Genomic DNA, 17,354 nt, shown 5'->3' with positions numbered 1-17,354 from the left:
CGATCGAGTGGCCCGCCGTCCGCGTTCCCCGTACATGTCCTCAGGACGCACGCCCTGTGTACAACGTCGAAGGCGGGTCATCCTGTTCGGACGACCCGCCTTCGACTTCTGTGGAGCTAAGGAGAATTGAACTCCTGACCTCCTGCATGCCATGCAGGCGCTCTACCAACTGAGCTATAGCCCCTCGCGTTCCGCCGGGTCTCCCTGGCGGCGACGCCAACATTACCGGTCCCCCGGTGCAGCACCAAATCGTTTCCGTCCCGCCCGGCGGGGGTACCGGGGTCAGGCCGTGACGAACGAGTAGAACCGTTTGAGAGTGCAGTGCTCCTCAAGGAGCCGGCCGTAGATCGGCTCGCCCTCCAGCTCACGGTAGGTCTCGATCGGGTCGCCTTTTATGATCAGCGCCCGCGCGCATTCCTCGCACCAGTACTGGTAGTCGTGGTTCACGGGCTCCATGTCACGGACGATGGGCGTACCACTGCCGCACCAGTCGCATTTCCTCCTGTGTGCACCCATCGATCAGCTCCAGCTGTGGCCGCAGGCCGTGCACACGTAGGAAACGCCACCGTTGTCACCGAGTACCTGGGCGACATGGCCGGAACCGCAGGAAGGGCAGCTGAGACGGGTTCTCCTGCCTCGTATGACTGCCGCTTCAGGGAGGTGACCGACCTCCCTGAGGATGCTCGCAGGCATCGCAACTCCCTCCCGTCGGGCCGCGCCCCCTTCCGGCCGTTTGATTCTGCCACGGACGGACCAATACGGTCAGCGACGCCTTCGTACCAGTCCGGACACGGCACCCACCGCAGCCGTCGCGGCCAGCGCAAACATGCATGTAAGAAGAGCTTCCGCAGAGGTATACGCCTCCGGGACCCCAAGTGACTCAAGCCGGTCCGGGAAGAGTCTGCCGGAGACGGCGGGCGAACGACGAGAGTCCCGCTCCCCTCAGGGGAGCGGGACTCTCGTCGCACGATGTTCTTGATGTGTGGAGCTAAGGAGAATTGAACTCCTGACCTCCTGCATGCCATGCAGGCGCTCTACCAACTGAGCTATAGCCCCTCGCGTTCCGCCCGGACCCGCGGGGCGAACAAGAAGAACTTTAGCCTGCGACCAGCCGGAAAGTGAAATCCGGGTTCCGGCCCCTGACGGGGGACGGGAAGGGGCTCTCAGTCGTCGTCGCCGAGGACCGGTTCGGGCAGCGTGCCGGCGTTGTGCTCCAGAAGGCGCCAGCCGCGGGCTCCCTCGCCGAGGACGGACCAGCAGCAGTTGGAGAGACCGCCGAGACTCTCCCAGTGTCGGGATTCCAGGCCGAGCAGGCGCCCGATGGTGGTCCGGATGGTGCCGCCGTGGCTGACCACCACGAGGGTGCCGTCCTCGGGGAGTTTCTCGGCGTGCCGCAGCACCACCGGGGCGGCCCGGTCGGCGACCTCGGTCTCCAGTTCGCCGCCGCCGCGCCGGATCGGCTCACCGCGCTTCCACGCGGCGTACTCCTCGCCGTGGCGGGTGATGATCTCCTCGTGCGTCAGCCCCTGCCAGACGCCCGCGTACGTCTCGCGCAGGCCCTCGTCGTGCGTCACCGTGAGGCCGGTGAGCTCGGCGAGTTCGCGCGCGGTGTGCGCGGCGCGCTGGAGGTCCGAGGCGACGATCGCGTCGGGCTTCAGGGAGGCGAGCAGCCGGGCGGCGCGGCGGGCCTGGCCGATGCCGGTCTCGGTGAGCTCGACGTCCGTGGTGCCCTGGAAGCGGCGCTCCACGTTCCACGCCGTCTGGCCGTGGCGCCACAGGATGAGGCGGCGGCCCGGGCCCGGCTTGCGACGGGCCCCGGCGGGCGCGGGCGCGGTCACCGCAGGCCTCCGAAGTCGGCGGTGTCCTCCTCGGCCCGAAGCTTGGCGTGCTCGGCGGCCTTGCCGCGGGTGGCCTTCGCGTCGTCGGGCAGCTCCAGCTCGGGGCAGTCCTTCCAGAGCCGCTCAAGGGCGTAGAAGACGCGCTCCTCGCTGTGCTGGACGTGGACGACGATGTCGACGTAGTCCAGGAGCACCCAGCGGGCCTCGCGGTCGCCCTCGCGGCGGACCGGCTTGGTGCCGAGCTCCTTGCTGAGCCGCTCCTCGATCTCGTCGACGATCGACTTGACCTGGCGGTCGTTGGGTGCCGAGGCCAGCAGGAAGGCGTCCGTGATCGACAGCACGTCGCTGACGTCGTAGGCGATGATGTCGTGCGCGAGCTTGTCGGCAGCCGCCTGCGCGGCGGCGGAGATGAGCTCGATGGAACGGTCAGTGGCGGTCACTACAAGGCTTTCGGTCGGCGGTCAGGGACCCTTACGGGTTACGCAAGGGTCTCACGGACCGCCGACACCGCCCCACGCCATTACCGGATCGCACCCCGGGCACCCGCTCCGGGCCCGGGGCGGGCGCTCCGTCACGCCTTTGCCGTCACTCCGTCACGATGCCGGCTCGTAGTCCTGGCCGAGGATCACGGACACGTCGGCGTTCGAGGAGACCGTGCCCTTCTTGACCGAGCTCGTGGGCAGTCCGAGCGTCTTGGCGGTCTCGGTGGCGTTCTCCTTGTCGGCGGCGTCGGCATAGGTGACCTGGGAGGTGGCGCGGGCGGTGTCGGCCGTACCGGCCTCCAGGAAGGTGAAGCCGCCGTTGAGGAGGACGACGCGGGCCTTCTCGGTGTCGTCCTTGTCGCCACTGGCGTTCTGGACGGAGACACGGACCGCGGCGCCCTTGTCGGGGCTCTTGGCGGTGCCGCCGAGCACGGTCCTGACGACCGAGGAACTGGCCTGGGCGCTCAGCGTGCCGTCGCTCCGGACGGGCAGCAGCGCGGTCTTGTAGTCGCCGCCCTTGGCGAGGTCGGCGAGCCTGGCGAGGAAGCTGCCGAGGTCCTTGTCGGTCAGCGAGGGGTCGAGGATCTGCGCCAGTGTCTGCACGGTGACCGTCGCGGCCTGGGTGTCGGAGGACAGCTTGCGCAGCACGCCCTGCATGACCTGCCCGAACCGCTCCAGCTGGGCGTCCTGGGCCTCGCCGGGGGCGAGGTAGGTGGCGTAGGCGACAGCCATCTTGCCGCTGAGGGTCTGGGCCTCGCCCTTCTTGACCAGGGGCGCCGTGCCCTTCTTCGTGGCGTCCGGGTCGGGCACGTCGGCGTTGGTGTCGATGTCGATGTTGCCGACCAGCTCGACGAGGTTCTGCAGGTAGGGGGTGTCCAGCCGCCAGGTGCCCTCGATGTCGGTGCCGAGGACGGTGTCGAGCGCGTCGCGTGTCCCGGAGGAGCCGTCGTCGTCGACGGACTTGGCGAGCGTGGTCGTGGTGCCGTCGTCGTCGGTCAGGGCGAGGGAGTTGGGCAGCAGGACGGTGGTGCCCTGCTTGGTGGTGGCGTTGTCGACGAGCAGCACGGTGGAGGTGCCGCCCTTCTTGGTGTTGTGCAGGTGGACGACGACGACGTCCCGTTTCTGGGCGCCCGCTGCGGTCGCGCCGCCGGTCTTGGCATCCGCGGAGGACGTCCCGGGCAGTTTCCCCGCGTACCAGAGATAGCCGACCCCGCCGACCGCCACCAGGGCGAGGACGACGACCAGGGCGACGGCGCGACCGCGCGCGCGGCGCTTGGCCTCCTCACGCCGTTCGGTGCGGTTCTCGGTGAAGTTCAGCCAGTCGATGACGTCCTCGGAGTCGCCGGTGGGCTCCTCGACGAAGGCGAACTGCTGGGTGCTGTATTCGCGTTCGCCCCCGTCCTGCGGGTTCTCCCGGGTCTGCGGGACGTCGCCCTCGACCGGGCCGCCCTGCTGCGGGACGTAGGCGGTCGGTTCGGCCTGCGCGGTCCGTGCCGCCGGTACCGCGGGCGGCGCCTGCTCGGCGGCCCGGGGCTGCTGCCCGCTGCTCGCCGCCTGCCCGTAGGGGTCGTACCCGGTGACCGGGCTCCCGGCGCCGTACGGGTCGTAGGACGGGGCGGGCTGCTGCTGCCCGGTGGCGTACGGGTCGTAGCCGTACCCCTCGTACCCCTGCGCCTGGGGGGCCTGCTGCGCGTAGGGGTCGTACGACTGCTGCCCCGGCTGTACCTGTTGCTGTTGCTGGTACTGCTGCTGTGACGGCGGCGCCTGCTGGTACACAGGCCGGCCGTGGTCGTCGTAGCCGACGAGCTCGTACTGCTGGTCGCCGTCGTACCCCGAGTCGTATGGGTCGTTCACCGGTGCCCCTCTCGGCTCACTCGCCGCGGTACAGCTCGCGCTTGTCGATGTAGCGCACCACACCGTCCGGGACCAGGTACCAGACCGGGTCGCCCTTGGCGACCCGCGCGCGGCAGTCCGTGGACGAGATGGCCAGGGCGGGAACCTCGACGAGCGAGACACCGCCCTCCGGGAGTCCCGGGTCGGTCAGGGTGTGACCGGGCCGGGTGACCCCGATGAAGTGCGCGAAGGAGAACAGTTCGTCCGCGTCGCGCCAGGTGAGGATCTGGCCGAGCGCGTCGGCGCCCGTGATGAAGAACAGGTCCGTGTCGGGGTTGAGCGCGCGCAGGTCGCGCAGGGTGTCCGTGGTGTACGTCGGGCCACCGCGGTCGAGGTCGATGCGGCTGACCGAGAACTGGGGGTTCTCGGCGGTCGCGATGACCGTCATCAGGTAGCGGTCCTCCGCCGGCGACACCTTGCGGTCGGTCTTCTGCCACGGCTGTCCGGTCGGTACGAACACCACCTCGTCGAGGTGGAACTGCGCGGCGACCTCGCTGGCCGCCACGAGGTGTCCGTGGTGGATCGGATCGAATGTGCCGCCCATGACGCCGAGGCGGCGCTTGCCCGGGTTCGACGGACCGTTGCCCGGCACACGCCGGAGTTCCGGACGGTTCTCCGCGTCGTGCGCCGGACGGTCGCCGGCGTTGTTCGCCGGACCGGTAGGCATGTCCTGCTCTCCCATGCGGCAGACCCTACCGGCCCGACCTGAGGGCACCGGTCACAGCCTCCGGCTCCTCTTGGACCGGATTCAGCGGTCGCGGTTGAAGCGGGTGGTGATCCACAGCAGGAGCAGCAGGATGAAGAAGGCGCCGCCACCTGTGAGGTAGGGGCTGAGGCTCTCGTGGTTGCCGCCGTGCTCCTCGCCCTCGGCCGCGAGGGTGATCAACTGGGCTGCGGTGCTGGGGAAGCTCATCTTCGGCAGGACCTATCCGGTGAGGGCGGGATAAAGACGTCGGCCCATCGTAAGCGTGCCCGCCGACGGGGATCACGCCGACTCCGCCGACAGGTCCGGGCAGAGCGCCGGGAGAGGCCGGCGAGGGAACTTCCGGCCCGTCTCAGTCGTCCTTCTGCCTGTACCCCCGCAGCAGGAACCACGCGGTCAGGATGCAGCCGAAGAACATCACGATCAGCACGACCCGGAGCAGATCGCCGGATCCCTGCTTCTCGGCGGCGCTCGCGGCCTCGTTGATCCAGTTGGTTACGGGGGTGTGGTCCATCGGATCGCTCCTTACGGTGTGCTGCCCCGCCACGGTATCTCCGCCTAGGCTGGGCCCCGCTTCGGGGGGCACACAGGGCAATCAGACGCGTGGGGGAACACATGTCCGACGACAGCCGTGAGAGCAACGGGCAGGGGCCCGAGGGCCACGAGAACGTGCCCAGCAGACAGCGCACCCGCTTCCCGGGGATCTCCTCGCGGGCGTACGAGCACCCGGCCGACCGCTCCGCCCTGGTGGCCCTGCGCAGGCTCAGCGGGTTCGACACCGTCTTCAAGGCGCTCAGCGGACTGCTTCCCGAGCGCAGTCTGCGGCTGCTGTTCCTGTCCGACTCCGTGCGGGTCTCGGACCAGCAGTTCGCCCACCTCAACGACATGCTGCGCGACGCCTGCCACATCCTGGACCTGGAGAAGGTCCCGCCGATGTACGTCAACCAGGACCCGCAGCCCAACGCGATGTGCATCGGCCTGGACGAGCCGATCATCGTCGTCACCACCGGCCTGGTCGAGCTGCTCGACGAGGAGGAGATGCGGGCCGTCGTCGGGCACGAGGTCGGACACGCCCTCTCGGGCCACTCCGTCTACCGGACGATCCTGCTCTTCCTGACCGGCCTGGCCCTCCGCGTCGCCTGGATCCCGCTGGGCAACCTCGCGATCATGGCGATCGTCACCGCCCTGCGCGAGTGGTTCCGCAAGTCCGAGCTGTCCGCCGACCGCGCGGGACTGCTCGTCGGCCAGGACCTCAAGGCCTCGATGCGCGGCCTGATGAAGATCGCCGGCGGCAACCACCTGCACGAGATGAACGTGGACGCGTTCCTCGCCCAGGCCGAGGAGTACGAGGCGGGCGGCGACCTGCGCGACTCCGTGCTGAAGATCCTCAACGTCCTGCCGCGCACCCACCCCTTCACCACCGTGCGCGCCGCCGAGCTGAAGAAGTGGGCCGAGTCCCGGGACTTCCAGCGGATCATGGACGGCCACTATCCGCGCCGCTCCGAGGACAAGGACACCTCGGTCTCGGGCTCCTTCCGCGAGTCCGCGGCGAGCTACGCGAGCAACGTGAAGAGCTCCAAGGACCCGCTGATGAAGCTGGTCTCCGACATAGCGGGCGGGGCGGGCGACCTCGGCGGCCGGGTCCGGCGCGGATTCGGCGGCTCGGGCGGATCCGCGCCCGGCGGCTCCACCCCGCCCAAGGACCAGCCGGACCGCGGCGAGGACTGACGGTCACCTCGCCGGGCGGGGGCTACACCTTCGGCTGTGCTCCCGCCGCCAGCGAGCCGCAGAGCGCCGTCGCGCCGCCCGTCGCGTAGGGGTCCGTACCGGCGGGTCCGCCCTCCTTGGCGGTCTGACCGGCCAGCAGCGGGCGGAAGTGGTTGGAGGAGTCCTCCGCGCAGGACAGCGGTCCGGCCTGGACATAGGAGACGACCAGGCGGGCCTGGTGCATCCGCAGGTCGTCGCGGTCGAAGCTGAAGTGCAGCTCGCGCCGGACGGTGAACAGGGACGCCTTCGCCCGCTCGCCGGCGCCGGTCGGCCGCAGCGCGTAGACGAAGGTGTGGTCGGCGACGACCTCCAGGGTCGCCGAGTCGGTCTCGGTGGCCCGCAGCGTGCCCCGTACGCGAATCCTGTCGTCGGCCAGCTGGACGCGGGCCGGGTCGAAGCGCACCAGCCATCCGGTGGGCGCGTGCCTGCCGTCGGCGGCCGGGCGGTCGAAGCTGGCGTCGAACTGGTCGAGCTGGTCCGGATCGAGCATCACCCGCACGGCCCGGACCTCGCTGCCGGTGAGCACCTCCGGGTAGAGCGAGGACTCGACTATGTAGTCCTTGGCGGCGGACAGGGCGCTGACGACCTGGCTGTCCGAGAAGTGCGCGGTGCGCCGCGTGGCGGGCAGCGCGATGCCCTCGGCGCCCACGGAGAACTGGGCCGCCGGACTGTGCGCGAACAGTTGTTCGGGGTCGATCGCGCCGGGTACGGCGGTCTGCGGCGCGAGCGGGATCACGGTCATCCGCAGCGGCTCGGGGGTCAGCTCCGCGACCGGGCTCTCGTAGGGGTTCCGCACGCCCATGTAGATCACCGTGCCGAAGGCGAGAGCGATCAGCAGGACGAGGATCAGCGCCTGCCGGGACAGCCCCCGTTGCAGGGGCCGGCGACGGCGTACGGCGGGCGCGTGGTCGTCCAGGCGCTCCTGGGCGGAGAACTCCTGGAGCCGGGCAGCGCGGACGAACGACTCGTCGAAGACGACGGATCGGTACTCGTCCTCGCCGCCACCAGGGGCAGCCTCGGGTGTCCCCTCAGGTGGGTCTCCTGGTCCGCCCATACATTCAGAGTAGGTCTCCGGAAGGCTCGGTAAACGCCCCGCTGCACCACAAGTTCTGACAGGTTCTCACCAGGAAGGAACAGGGCACGGACAGGTTCGGGTCAGGGAGTCCGCGGGATCGCCGAGACGGCCGGCTGGGAGTAGTCGGCCGAGGCCGAAGGGCTCGCTCCGCCGCCCTGTCCGCTGCCCCGCTCAAGACCGGTCGAGGCGGGCGGCGGCACCTGTTCCTGACGGCTGGAGGACGCCCCCCGGTAGACCGCCGTGAAAGCCAGCGCGACCATGCCGATCCCCATCACGAGGGCGAGCATCCAGGCGACCGGGCGGTGCCAGCGGGAGACCTGCTTGCCGTGCGTGCCGGGAGCGCCGTAGCGGCTCTCCAGGAACTTGGCGTCGTCCAGGTCGTCGAGATCCGGATCGTGGCCGAAATAGGCGGGGTCGTCGGGCCCGAAGCCGTCCTCGTAGCGGTCGTCGTCCCCTCTGAGGCCTCTGGTGCGCGCCCGGCGCGCCTCGGCCTCGGAGGCCTCCGCTCTCGCCTGCGCGGCGGCCAGGAGGCGTTCGACGGCGGTCGGCTCGTGCACCACGGCCGCCCGGACGAAGGCCTCGTCGAAGACCACGGAGGCGAACTCTTCGTCCGACACCCCGCGGTCGTGGTCGTCGTCGGGCTCCCAGCCGTCAGGGAAGAACGGCGTGCCCCCCACGTCCTCCGGCACACGTCCAGAGTAGACCGGGGGTGTCAATTTGGGCAGACGGTAGGGAAATTCAGCTGCCGGATGAGATGCGTTTCATTCGCCGCCGGCCGCCGTCGCGCGCCCCGGCGGCCGGACCGGTGATCATTCCGGTCAGCGGCGAATGTGCCCGTCACCGGTGACGATGTACTTCGTGCTGGTCAGTTCCGGCAGCCCCATCGGCCCGCGCGCGTGCAGCTTCTGCGTCGAGATGCCGATCTCGGCGCCGAAACCGAACTGACCGCCGTCGGTGAATCGCGTCGAGGCGTTGACGGCGACCGTCGTCGAGTCGACGAGCTGGGTGAAGCGGCGGGCGGCCTGCTGCGAGGTCGTCACGATCGCCTCCGTGTGCCCGGAGGTCCACAGCCGGATGTGCTCGACGGCCTTGTCGAGGGAGTCGACCACGGCGGCGGCGATGTCGTAGGACAGGTACTCGGTGTCCCAGTCCTCCAGCGTGGCCTCGACGACGGTCGCCTTGGAGTCCTTCGCATACGCCAGCACCCGCGGGTCGGCGTGCACGGTCACCCCGGCCTCGGCGAGGGCGTCCAGGGCGCGCGGCAGGAACTCGGGGGCGATGTCCTGGTGGACCAGGAGCGTCTCGGCGGAGTTGCAGACACTGGGGCGCTGGGCCTTGGAGTTGATCAGGATGTCGACGGCCATGTCGAGGTCGGCCTGGGCGTCGACGTAGACGTGGCAGTTGCCGACGCCGGTCTCGATCACGGGGACCGTGGACTCGGTGACGACGGTCTGGATGAGGGAGGCGCCGCCGCGCGGGATCAGTACGTCGACCAGGCCGCGGGCGCGCATCAGTTCCCGTACGGAGTCGCGGCCCTCGCCGGGTACGAGCTGGATGGCGTCGGCGGGCAGTCCGGCCCCGCCGACGGCGTCGCGCAGCACCCGTACCAGGGCGGTGTTCGACTCGAACGCGGAGGACGAGCCGCGCAGCAGCACCGCGTTGCCGGACTTCAGGCAGAGGGCGGCGGCGTCGACCGTCACGTTCGGGCGGGCCTCGTAGATGATGCCGACGACACCCAGCGGGACGCGGACCTGGCGCAGGTCGATGCCGTTGGGGAGGGTGGAGCCGCGGACGACCTCGCCGACCGGGTCGGGCAGCGCCACCACGTCCCGGACGTCGGAGGCGATCGCGCGCACCCGCTCCGGGGTGAGCGTCAGCCGGTCGATGACCGTCTCGCTGGTGCCGGCCTCCCGCGCGCGGGCGATGTCCTTGGCGTTGGCCTCGACGATTTCGCTCGTACGGACCTCCAGCGCGTCCGCGACGGCGAGCAGCGCGTCGTCCTTCTCGGCCCGCGGAAGGGGGGCGAGGTCGGCGGCGGCGGCCTTGGCGCGGTAGGCGGCCTGTGTGACCGGGGACATCGAGTCGTACGGCGAAAGCGTGGTCATGAGGGAAGCGTAGTGCGCCGGACGGAACCGTCCACCGGCTATCCCAAACCCCGAGACAAGCCCCCGAGAGCCCGCAAATCCGCCGGACAGGCCCTAGAACGGGTGGACGCCCACCGGGGTCGCCGGCTGCGGGCCGAAGCCCTCGGCGATGCGGTAGTGGTAGGTCTCACGGTCGATGACCTCCAGGCCGACGATCTCCCAGGGGGGCAGCTTCGCGGTCTGGCGGTGCTCGCCCCACAGGCGCAGGGCGACGGCCGCGGCGTCGTGCAGATCGCGGGCCTCCTCCCAGTAGCGGATCTCCGCGTGGTCGTTGGCGTATCGGCTGGTCAGCAGAAAGGGGTGGTCGTGTGCGAGCTGTTCCAGACCGCGCCGGACCTCCTTCAGCGGGGCCTCGGCGCCGGAGACGCTGAGCGTGACGTGCCACAGCCGTGGCACGTCCTTCGGCTCCTCGTACGTCTCCTCGAAGCGGGCGCCGGCCGCGACGCTCGTCAGGGCACGCTCCTCGCCCACCTTGCGGGAGGCGGTTCCACCGCGGGACGCCGCCGCCCCAGGGCGCACTCGTCTCACGGCGGCCTCCTTCACCCGATGGTCGTGCGGAATCTCCCTGAAACAGAGAGAAGCAGGTACGCACGCTTCATGGGGCACTTTTGCGGAACGTCCACCTCAAGGCGAGCGGATTTGCGGGGCGTTCCCCCTGTTTTCGGCCTTTGCGGGACTGAAGTCGAAGGGCGGGGTCACAGGGACGAGCCGCAGGTCCTAGGGGTTCAGGACGACGAGGTCGTCCCGGTGCACGACTTCGCGCTCGTACGCGGGGCCCAGTTCGCGGGCCAGTTCGCGCGTCGAGCGGCCGATCAGCTGGGGGATCTCCTTGGCGTCGAAGTTGACGAGCCCGCGGGCGACGGCGTGGCCCGCGCCGTCGCGCAGCTCGACCGGGTCGCCCGCGACGAACTCGCCCTCGACCGCGGCGATCCCGGCCGGCAGCAGCGACTTGCGGCCCTGGACGACCGCGCGCACGGCGCCGTCGTCGAGGGTGAGCGAGCCCTGTGGGGTGGAGGCGTGCTGGAGCCAGAGGAGGCGGTCGGCGGAGCGCCTGCCGGTGGCGTGGAAGTAGGTGCCCGTGTCCCGGCCCGTGAGGGCGTCACCGGCGTGGATCGCGCTGGTCAGGACCACCGGGATACCGGCGGCGGCGGCGATCCGGGCGGCCTCGACCTTGGTGACCATGCCGCCGGTGCCGACACCGGCCTTGCCCGCGCTGCCGATGTCGACATGGGCGAGGTCCGCCGGACCGTGCACCTCGGCGATCCGTGCCGTACCCGGCTTGCTGGGGTCGCCGTCGTACACGCCGTCGATGTCGGACAGCAGGACGAGGAGGTCGGCGCGCACGAGGTGGGCGACGAGGGCGGCGAGGCGGTCGTTGTCGCCGAAGCGGATCTCGTCCGTGGCGACGGTGTCGTTCTCGTTGACGACCGGGAGGGCGCCCATCGCGAGGAGCTTGTCGAGCGTGCGCGAGGCGTTGCGGTGATGGGCACGGCGGCTGGTGTCGTCGGAGGTCAGGAGCACCTGGCCGACGCGGATGCCGTGGCGGGCGCAGGAGGCGGTGTAACGGGCGACGAGGAGGCCCTGCCCGACGCTGGCGGCGGCCTGCTGACGGGCCAGGTCCTTGGGGCGCCGGCGCAGACCGAGGGGGGCGAGGCCTGCGGCGATGGCACCGGAGGAGACGAGGACGATCTCCTTCTCACCCCCGCTGCGGCTCTTGGCGAGGACGTCGACGAGGGCGTCGACCCGGTCGGCGTCGAGGCCGCCGGCCGCCGTGGTCAGCGACGAGGAACCCACTTTGACGACAATCCTGTGGGCCTCTGCGACGGCCTGCCTTGCCCCTGCCACCTGCGTTCCGTCCCCTCGGGTCGTCCGGATCGTCCCGCTCGGACCGTCCGGCTGCGCTGCCGGGCAATTTACGCGAACGGGGGCGGGGGGTGTGCGTCAGTCCAGTGGGCGGACCGACGCACACCCCCGATCACCCTCAGGTCCGCGCTGCCGCCGCCTGCCGCTTCTGACCCGCGTTGCGTGCCTCGGCCTTCACCGCGAGGTCCGCCGTCGCGGTGTTGAACTGCTCGATGGACGGCGGCTCGTCGGGCCCGAGCAGATACCGCTTGAGCTCCGCGCGCTCCGCGGCCAGCGGATCGGCCGCCGGGTCGCGGACCGCGTCCAGCAACTGCCCCAGTTCCCCTGCGCTGTTGGTGAGGATCACGGCGGCCCGTACGGCGGTGTTCTGCCGCTTGAACTCCTCCGCGCCCAGCGCCGCCGAGTCCGTCACGGCGTACGGCTTGCCGCTCGCGATGAAGTCGGAGACCACGCTGGAGATGTCGGAGACCATCGCGTCGGACACGTTGAAACAGTCGTACAGCCGTGGTTCGGCGCCCGTGACGACGCGGTGCTCCCCGGCGCCGAACGAACGCCAGTACGCGTCGTTCCACTCGGCGCGCAGTTTCTCGGTCTCCTCGTGCCGCTCCACGTCGACGACGCCGTCCCGGGTCGCCTCCGCCTCGTCGCCCTTCTCACCAGTGGGCCCGGCCAGTTCGGCGAGCCGCGCCTCGATACGCGCGAGGTCGGCCTTGGCCCGCGCCTGCTCTTCGAGGTCGCCCAGGAAACGCGGGTCGGCGGCCCGCTCGACCGCGGCCTTCTCGACCAGCGCGGTGATCCGCTCGTGCGCGGCCCCGGCCTCGTCGCTGCGGGTGCCGGTGAAGGGGTGCGGCTTGTACAGCACCCGGACGGGCGGGTCGGCCGACACCAGCTCGCGCACGATGTTCTCACCGGCGAGGAGGATGGAGGTGTTGCCGGGATCGTCGTCCCAGCCCTCCCAGGTGGGCGCGTACAGAACGGTCGGGATACGGGTGTCCGGCGTCCCCTGCGACCCGCGGATGGGCGCCAGCTGGGGCCGGCCGACCTCGACGATGTCCTCGTCGCGGACGCCCACGTCGGCGATCGCGTACCGGTCGCGCCCGGCCCGCCCGGCGACCCACACCTCGTCGTAGGCCTTGCTGAACGGGTTCACGCTGGCGATCTTGTCGCTGTCGCCGTGTCCGATGAAGACGTGCTTCATGGTCGGTACGCGCAGCAGGTGGATGTTCTTGCCGACGTTCGCCGCGTAGAGCGCGACCCGGACCGTGCGGAGGTCCAGGTTCATCAGGTGGATGCCGCCGGGCACGCAGATGACGGGCACGGTCGTGGGCGCGAGGTTCTGCAGGATGACGCGTTCCCGAAGGACGATCAGCGGCCGGGTGTCCAGCTGCTCCATCGTCTCCAGCCACATGTTGACCTGGTACGCCGAGTCCTTGGAGCCGGAGAAGTACAGCACCGTCTGCGGCCGGTACTCGCGCAGCCACGCGTCCGTCGCCGCCAGCACCGTCTCCGCGTCCGGCGGGATGCGGCGCCCCCTGACATAGGGCGCGAGGGCGACCACGTACAGGAACGCCAGTCCGAGGGTGACGCCGACGCCGGCCATGCCGTACACCGTCGAGCCGGTCTCGGTGGTGATGAGGATGCCGGTCAGCGCGGCCAGGTCGAGGTGGAGCATCTTCTCGGTGGAGCGTTCCAGCAGGAAGCGCGGCGGAGCGTCGGGGATGGGGATGCGCGAGGCCAGGTCGACGTTACGGGTGGCGACCGGCATCCGGCGGCGGTTGCGGATCAGCGTGATCAGGGCGCCGTGCGGGGCCTGGAAGCCGTAGAAGGCGATGAAGCAGGCGATGGCCGCGTAGAAGATCACGCTCCGGGAGAGGTCCGCGCGTGCCAGGAGCAGCAGCACCAGCAGTTCCCGGACCAGGAACCGGATGGAGACGCCCGCCCGCACCTTGCTGAGGCGGTTGACCAGATAGCTGCCCCGGCGGTGCAGATAGTGGTCCGCCAGGTAGGTCACTGCGGCGGCGGCGGCGAAGGCGGGCACGCTCGGGAGGAGCGCGGCCAGCATGAGACAGGGGAAGCCCAGCATCATGAGGACCGCCGCGGCCAGCTCGGCCGGGCTGCCCACCCGGGCGACGCGAATAGCAGTGGAAATCAAGGAGAACCTGTATCTGGGAAAGGGCCCGGTGACGAGCCGGGAATTACCCGGGAATTGTCTTGGTTTCGGTCCGGTAGGTTTTTGTGGATTCGGTGCGGGCTTTTACGCCAGGTCGTCGTTCTGTCGGTCCAGGACACTGGCGAGCGCCTGTTCGAAGCCGGAGGCCCGGCCGGCCACGGCCGTCGGGTCCTGCTGACGGACGTCGATGACATGCCCGGTCAGCTCGGACAGCAGCACGTCCAGCGAGGTACGGGCCACCGCCTCGGACGACAGCAGCGAACCCGCGGGTTCCTGGCCGAACGCCTTCGTACGCATCGGTGTCGCCGTGCGCTCCGGGTTGACGCAGTTGACGCGGACGCCGTCGCCCGCCCATTCGTCCGACAGGGCCTGGGTGAGGTTCACCATCGCGGCCTTGGTGGAGGAGTAGAGGCTGTACTCGGCCCGGCCGCGCGTGTAGCTGCTGGAGGTGTAGAGCAGCAGCTGGCCCTTGGTCTCGGCGAGGTACTTGTAGGCAGACCTGGCGATCTGCACGGGGGCCAGGTAGTTGACCTTCAGCGCTTCCTCGATGGTCGCGTTGTCGGTCTCGGCGAGTTTGCCGATGCGCAGGACGCCGGCCGTGTTGATGACGTAGTCGATGCGCCCGGTCTCGGAGTACGCCTTCGACAGCGCGTCGTCGACCTCCTCAGGGTTCTCGACGTGCGTACCGGTGGTCGAGCGCCCGAGGGCGTACACCTTGGCGCCGTACCCCTCGGCCAGCGTGGCGATGTCCTTGCCGATGCCGTAGGACCCGCCGAAGACGACGAGCGTCCGGCCGGTGAGCAACTCGCGGTAGGCCTCCTCGCTCATCTGTTCCGGCGTGGCGGCGGAGGCGAGCTGGAAGAGCTTGTCGGCGATGAAGACGTCGACGGGCTGGGTGACCTTCATGTTGTACTCGTCGCCCGCGACGACGTGGATCGGCACGTCCGGCAGGTACCGGAGTACGACCGTACAGTCGTCCGTGGCCTGGAAGTTGGGGTCGCCGGCCGCGACCTCGTAGGCCCGCCGGATGGTCGACAGCTTGAACGCCTGGGGCGTCTGACCGCGCCGCAGCCTGGAACGGTCGGGGATCTCGGTGATGAACTCACCGTCCTCGCCGTGCGTGCGCGTCACGATGATCGTGTCGGCGGAGGGAATGGCCACGTCGACGGCCTGGTACCGCTCAAGGGCGATCACGCAGTCGTCGATGACCCGCTGGGACAGCAGCGGCCGTACGGCGTCGTGGAACAGGACGTTGCGGTCCTCGCCCTCGGCCAGGCCCTCCCCCAGGGCCGCGATGGCCCGCTCGGTGGTGTCGTTGCGCGTGGCACCGCCCTCGATGACGCGGACGACCTTCTTGAAGCCGGCCTTGGCGACGATCTTCTCGACGTCGGCCACATAGCCGGGCGCCATCAGCACGATGACGTCGTCGATCGAATCCGCGTGTTCGAAAGTGCTGAGGGTGTGCTCGATGACCGCCTTGCCCGCGATCTTCAGCAACTGCTTCGGAATCGACAGACCCACCCGCTGACCGGTGCCGCCCGCGAGGACGACGGCGGTGGTGCGGGGCTTGTCTTTGCGCTGGGACACGGGTGACCTACCTCGGGGCAACGGAGAACCCTGAAATCGTCCCACCTGCCGTTACCGCAGTGCAAGGTGAGCGCCCTCCGTCGCATATGCGCGCGCAACCTGTCATTCACCTGGCATCCGAGGTTGAAGAAGGGGCGCCCCGAAGACACCGGAAGAGGACCGGAGCCGTCCGCCGAAATTTCTGTGAGTAAAGGCACAGAAGTCGCGGGGAAGTTCCGGCACGGAATTTCGGGGATTCTCCGGGCGGTGTGAGAAACCGCCGCCCTCAGACCTGCCGCACTCCCGGTCTCCCGGACTCGACGTGGAGCCTGGCGAGGGTCCGGGAGGCGGAGGTGGGCTTGGTCACGGTGTCGACGACCCGGACCTGGGCGTCGATTCCGGCGCGCCGGATGTCGAAGAGGTGGTAGCCGCGGTGGTTGTCGATGACCTTCCAGTGCGGGTTGTCGGCCTTGAGCGGGTCCCACTGCTTGTGGAAGGCGACGGGGTCCTGGTCTCCGGCGCTGGATATGGACGTACCGACGAACTCGGAACCGACGACCGCCGAACCCGGGTCGGCGAAGTCCCGCTTGAGGTCGCTGATCATGGTGAGGTGCCGGTCGCCGGAGAGGACGACGGGGTTGCGCACGTTCGCGAACTCGCCGAGCAGGGCGTTGCGTTCGACCTGGTAGCCGTCCCAGGCGTCGTAGTACCAGAGCTTGCCGTCGCCGATCTTGAGGTCGGTCTCGGCCATCATGATCTGCGAGGCGATGAGGTTCCACCGGGCCTGCGACCCGTGCAGGCTGTTCAGCAGCCACTGCTTCTGCGCGGCGCCGAGCATGGTCATCGCCGGGTCCTGGGCACCGGCCTGGCTGGTCGCCTGGTCGCTGCGGAACTGCCGGGTGTCGAGCACGTTCAGCCGCACCAGCCGCCCGAAGTCGAGCCGCCGGTGCATCCGTATGTGGGGGCCGTTGGGCACGGCCGTGGCACGTACGGGCATGTGCTCGTAGTAGGCCTGGTAGGCGGCGGTGAGCCGCGCGGCGAACGCCTCGGGGGACTGCTTGTCGGGGTCCTGCGGCACGTCACCGGCGAAGTCGTTGTCCACCTCGTGGTCGTCGAAGGTGACGACGAAGGGCGCGGCTGCGTGCATCGCCTTGAGGTGCGGGTCGCTGTGGTACTGGGCGTACCGGTTGCGGTACTGGACGAGGCTGAACGGCTCACCGGTGCCCTCGTGCTTGCGTACACCGGTGATCGCGGACGTGGACTCGTAGATGTAGTCACCGACGAAGACGACGACGTCCGGGTCCTGGGCGAGCATGTCGGCGTAGGGGGTGAAGTAGCCGTGCTGCCAGTTCTGGCAGGAGGCGAGCGCGAGCCGCAGACGGCTGCCGGAGACGAGCGGCCGGGGAGCGGTGCGGGTACGCCCCACCGGCGAGAGCTGCCCACTGGTCCGGAACCGGTACCAGTAGTGCCGGTCGGGGAGCAGCCCCCGTACGTCTGCGTGCACGCTGTGCCCGAGTTCGGGCCGGGCCCAGGCGTATCCGCGCCGCAGCTTCCGCCGGAACCGGGAGTCCTCGGATATCTGCCACTCCACGACCACGGGCCGGTCGGGCATCCCGCCGCCGTGGAGCGGATCGGGCGCGAGCCGGGTCCACAGCACGACACCGTCGGACAGGGGGTCCCCGGAGGCGACCCCGAGGCTGAACACCCCGCTGGGCAACGGGGTCTGCGCGGCCCGGGCGGTCCCCGCCAGCAGAAGCTGCCCGGACGCGGCGGCGCCGACGGTGGCGGCACCCCCGGCCAGAAACCGGCGTCTACCGGGCGAAACAACTCCACTCACCGTCGAACTCCGTTGC

16 protein-coding genes and 2 tRNA genes are annotated in these 17,354 nt (G+C 70.0%); 1 reads left to right on the top strand and 17 read right to left on the bottom strand.

Annotation, left to right across the window (positions count from 1 at the left end; all coding sequences use genetic code 11):
- Positions 1 to 111: 111 nt before the first annotated feature.
- The 9 genes from OG595_RS28700 to OG595_RS28655 all read right to left on the bottom strand — a co-directional run bounded on the left by OG595_RS28700 (position 112) and on the right by OG595_RS28655 (position 5,430).
- Positions 112 to 184, bottom strand: a tRNA-Ala gene (locus OG595_RS28700).
- 98 nt (positions 185 to 282) lie between these two features.
- Positions 283 to 516: a hypothetical protein gene (locus OG595_RS28695; protein WP_044472114.1), complete on the bottom strand. Its 234-nt coding sequence runs from the start codon at positions 514 to 516 to the stop codon at positions 283 to 285.
- Positions 517 to 983: 467 nt separating this feature from the next.
- Positions 984 to 1,056, bottom strand: a tRNA-Ala gene (locus OG595_RS28685).
- A 107-nt stretch (positions 1,057 to 1,163) separates the two neighbouring features.
- Complete coding sequence (locus tag OG595_RS28680; RefSeq protein ID WP_329276928.1) at positions 1,164 to 1,838, bottom strand: histidine phosphatase family protein; 675 nt, start codon at positions 1,836 to 1,838, stop codon at positions 1,164 to 1,166.
- Complete coding sequence (rsfS, locus tag OG595_RS28675) at positions 1,835 to 2,278, bottom strand: ribosome silencing factor (protein ID WP_329276926.1); 444 nt, start codon at positions 2,276 to 2,278, stop codon at positions 1,835 to 1,837. Before rsfS ends, OG595_RS28680 begins: the two co-directional genes overlap by 4 nt.
- A 153-nt stretch (positions 2,279 to 2,431) precedes the next feature.
- Positions 2,432 to 4,174 (bottom strand): LCP family protein, encoded by a 1,743-nt coding sequence (locus OG595_RS28670; RefSeq protein ID WP_329276924.1) that lies wholly within the window; start codon positions 4,172 to 4,174, stop codon positions 2,432 to 2,434.
- A gap of 16 nt (positions 4,175 to 4,190) precedes the next feature.
- A complete protein-coding gene (gene nadD / locus OG595_RS28665; protein ID WP_329276922.1) occupies positions 4,191 to 4,895 on the bottom strand; it encodes a nicotinate-nucleotide adenylyltransferase in 705 nt (234 codons plus the stop codon).
- A gap of 66 nt (positions 4,896 to 4,961) precedes the next feature.
- On the bottom strand, positions 4,962 to 5,126 hold the full coding sequence (locus OG595_RS28660) for a hypothetical protein (RefSeq protein WP_329276920.1): 165 nt from the start codon (positions 5,124 to 5,126) through the stop codon (positions 4,962 to 4,964).
- 142 nt (positions 5,127 to 5,268) lie between these two features.
- On the bottom strand, positions 5,269 to 5,430 hold the full coding sequence (locus OG595_RS28655; RefSeq protein ID WP_329276918.1) for a hypothetical protein: 162 nt from the start codon (positions 5,428 to 5,430) through the stop codon (positions 5,269 to 5,271).
- 101 nt (positions 5,431 to 5,531) lie between these two features.
- Between OG595_RS28655 and OG595_RS28650 the strand changes: the two genes are divergently transcribed.
- Positions 5,532 to 6,644 carry a M48 family metallopeptidase gene (locus tag OG595_RS28650; RefSeq protein ID WP_329276916.1) on the top strand — a complete coding sequence of 371 codons (1,113 nt, stop codon included), beginning with the start codon at positions 5,532 to 5,534 and terminating at the stop codon, positions 6,642 to 6,644.
- Positions 6,645 to 6,666: 22 nt separating this feature from the next.
- On the opposite strand, the gene OG595_RS28645 is transcribed toward OG595_RS28650, so the two are convergent.
- The 8 genes from OG595_RS28645 to OG595_RS28610 form a co-directional block, all read right to left on the bottom strand.
- Complete coding sequence (locus OG595_RS28645) at positions 6,667 to 7,737, bottom strand: SCO2583 family membrane protein (RefSeq protein WP_329276915.1); 1,071 nt, start codon at positions 7,735 to 7,737, stop codon at positions 6,667 to 6,669.
- A 101-nt stretch (positions 7,738 to 7,838) separates the two neighbouring features.
- Entirely contained in the window at positions 7,839 to 8,447 is a 609-nt protein-coding gene (locus tag OG595_RS28640; RefSeq protein WP_443073163.1) for an SCO2584 family spore wall biosynthesis protein, read from the bottom strand.
- 129 nt (positions 8,448 to 8,576) lie between these two features.
- Positions 8,577 to 9,863 (bottom strand): glutamate-5-semialdehyde dehydrogenase, encoded by a 1,287-nt coding sequence (locus tag OG595_RS28635; RefSeq protein ID WP_329276912.1) that lies wholly within the window; start codon positions 9,861 to 9,863, stop codon positions 8,577 to 8,579.
- Between the two features lie 93 nt (positions 9,864 to 9,956).
- Positions 9,957 to 10,421 carry a hypothetical protein gene (locus OG595_RS28630; RefSeq protein ID WP_329283277.1) on the bottom strand — a complete coding sequence of 155 codons (465 nt, stop codon included), beginning with the start codon at positions 10,419 to 10,421 and terminating at the stop codon, positions 9,957 to 9,959.
- Positions 10,422 to 10,619: 198 nt separating this feature from the next.
- Complete coding sequence (gene proB, locus OG595_RS28625) at positions 10,620 to 11,747, bottom strand: glutamate 5-kinase (RefSeq protein ID WP_329276910.1); 1,128 nt, start codon at positions 11,745 to 11,747, stop codon at positions 10,620 to 10,622.
- Positions 11,748 to 11,883: 136 nt separating this feature from the next.
- On the bottom strand, positions 11,884 to 13,917 hold the full coding sequence (locus OG595_RS28620; RefSeq protein WP_329276908.1) for a hypothetical protein: 2,034 nt from the start codon (positions 13,915 to 13,917) through the stop codon (positions 11,884 to 11,886).
- A gap of 102 nt (positions 13,918 to 14,019) precedes the next feature.
- Positions 14,020 to 15,522 carry a bifunctional cytidylyltransferase/SDR family oxidoreductase gene (locus OG595_RS28615; RefSeq protein ID WP_329276906.1) on the bottom strand — a complete coding sequence of 501 codons (1,503 nt, stop codon included), beginning with the start codon at positions 15,520 to 15,522 and terminating at the stop codon, positions 14,020 to 14,022.
- 265 nt (positions 15,523 to 15,787) lie between these two features.
- Positions 15,788 to 17,338: an alkaline phosphatase D family protein gene (locus OG595_RS28610; RefSeq protein ID WP_329276904.1), complete on the bottom strand. Its 1,551-nt coding sequence runs from the start codon at positions 17,336 to 17,338 to the stop codon at positions 15,788 to 15,790.
- Between the last annotated feature and the right edge of the window lie 16 nt (positions 17,339 to 17,354).

Source organism: Streptomyces sp. NBC_01451 (genome assembly GCF_036227485.1).
Lineage (GTDB): Bacteria > Actinomycetota > Actinomycetes > Streptomycetales > Streptomycetaceae > Streptomyces.
This window is presented reverse-complemented; position numbering and strand designations above follow the sequence as displayed.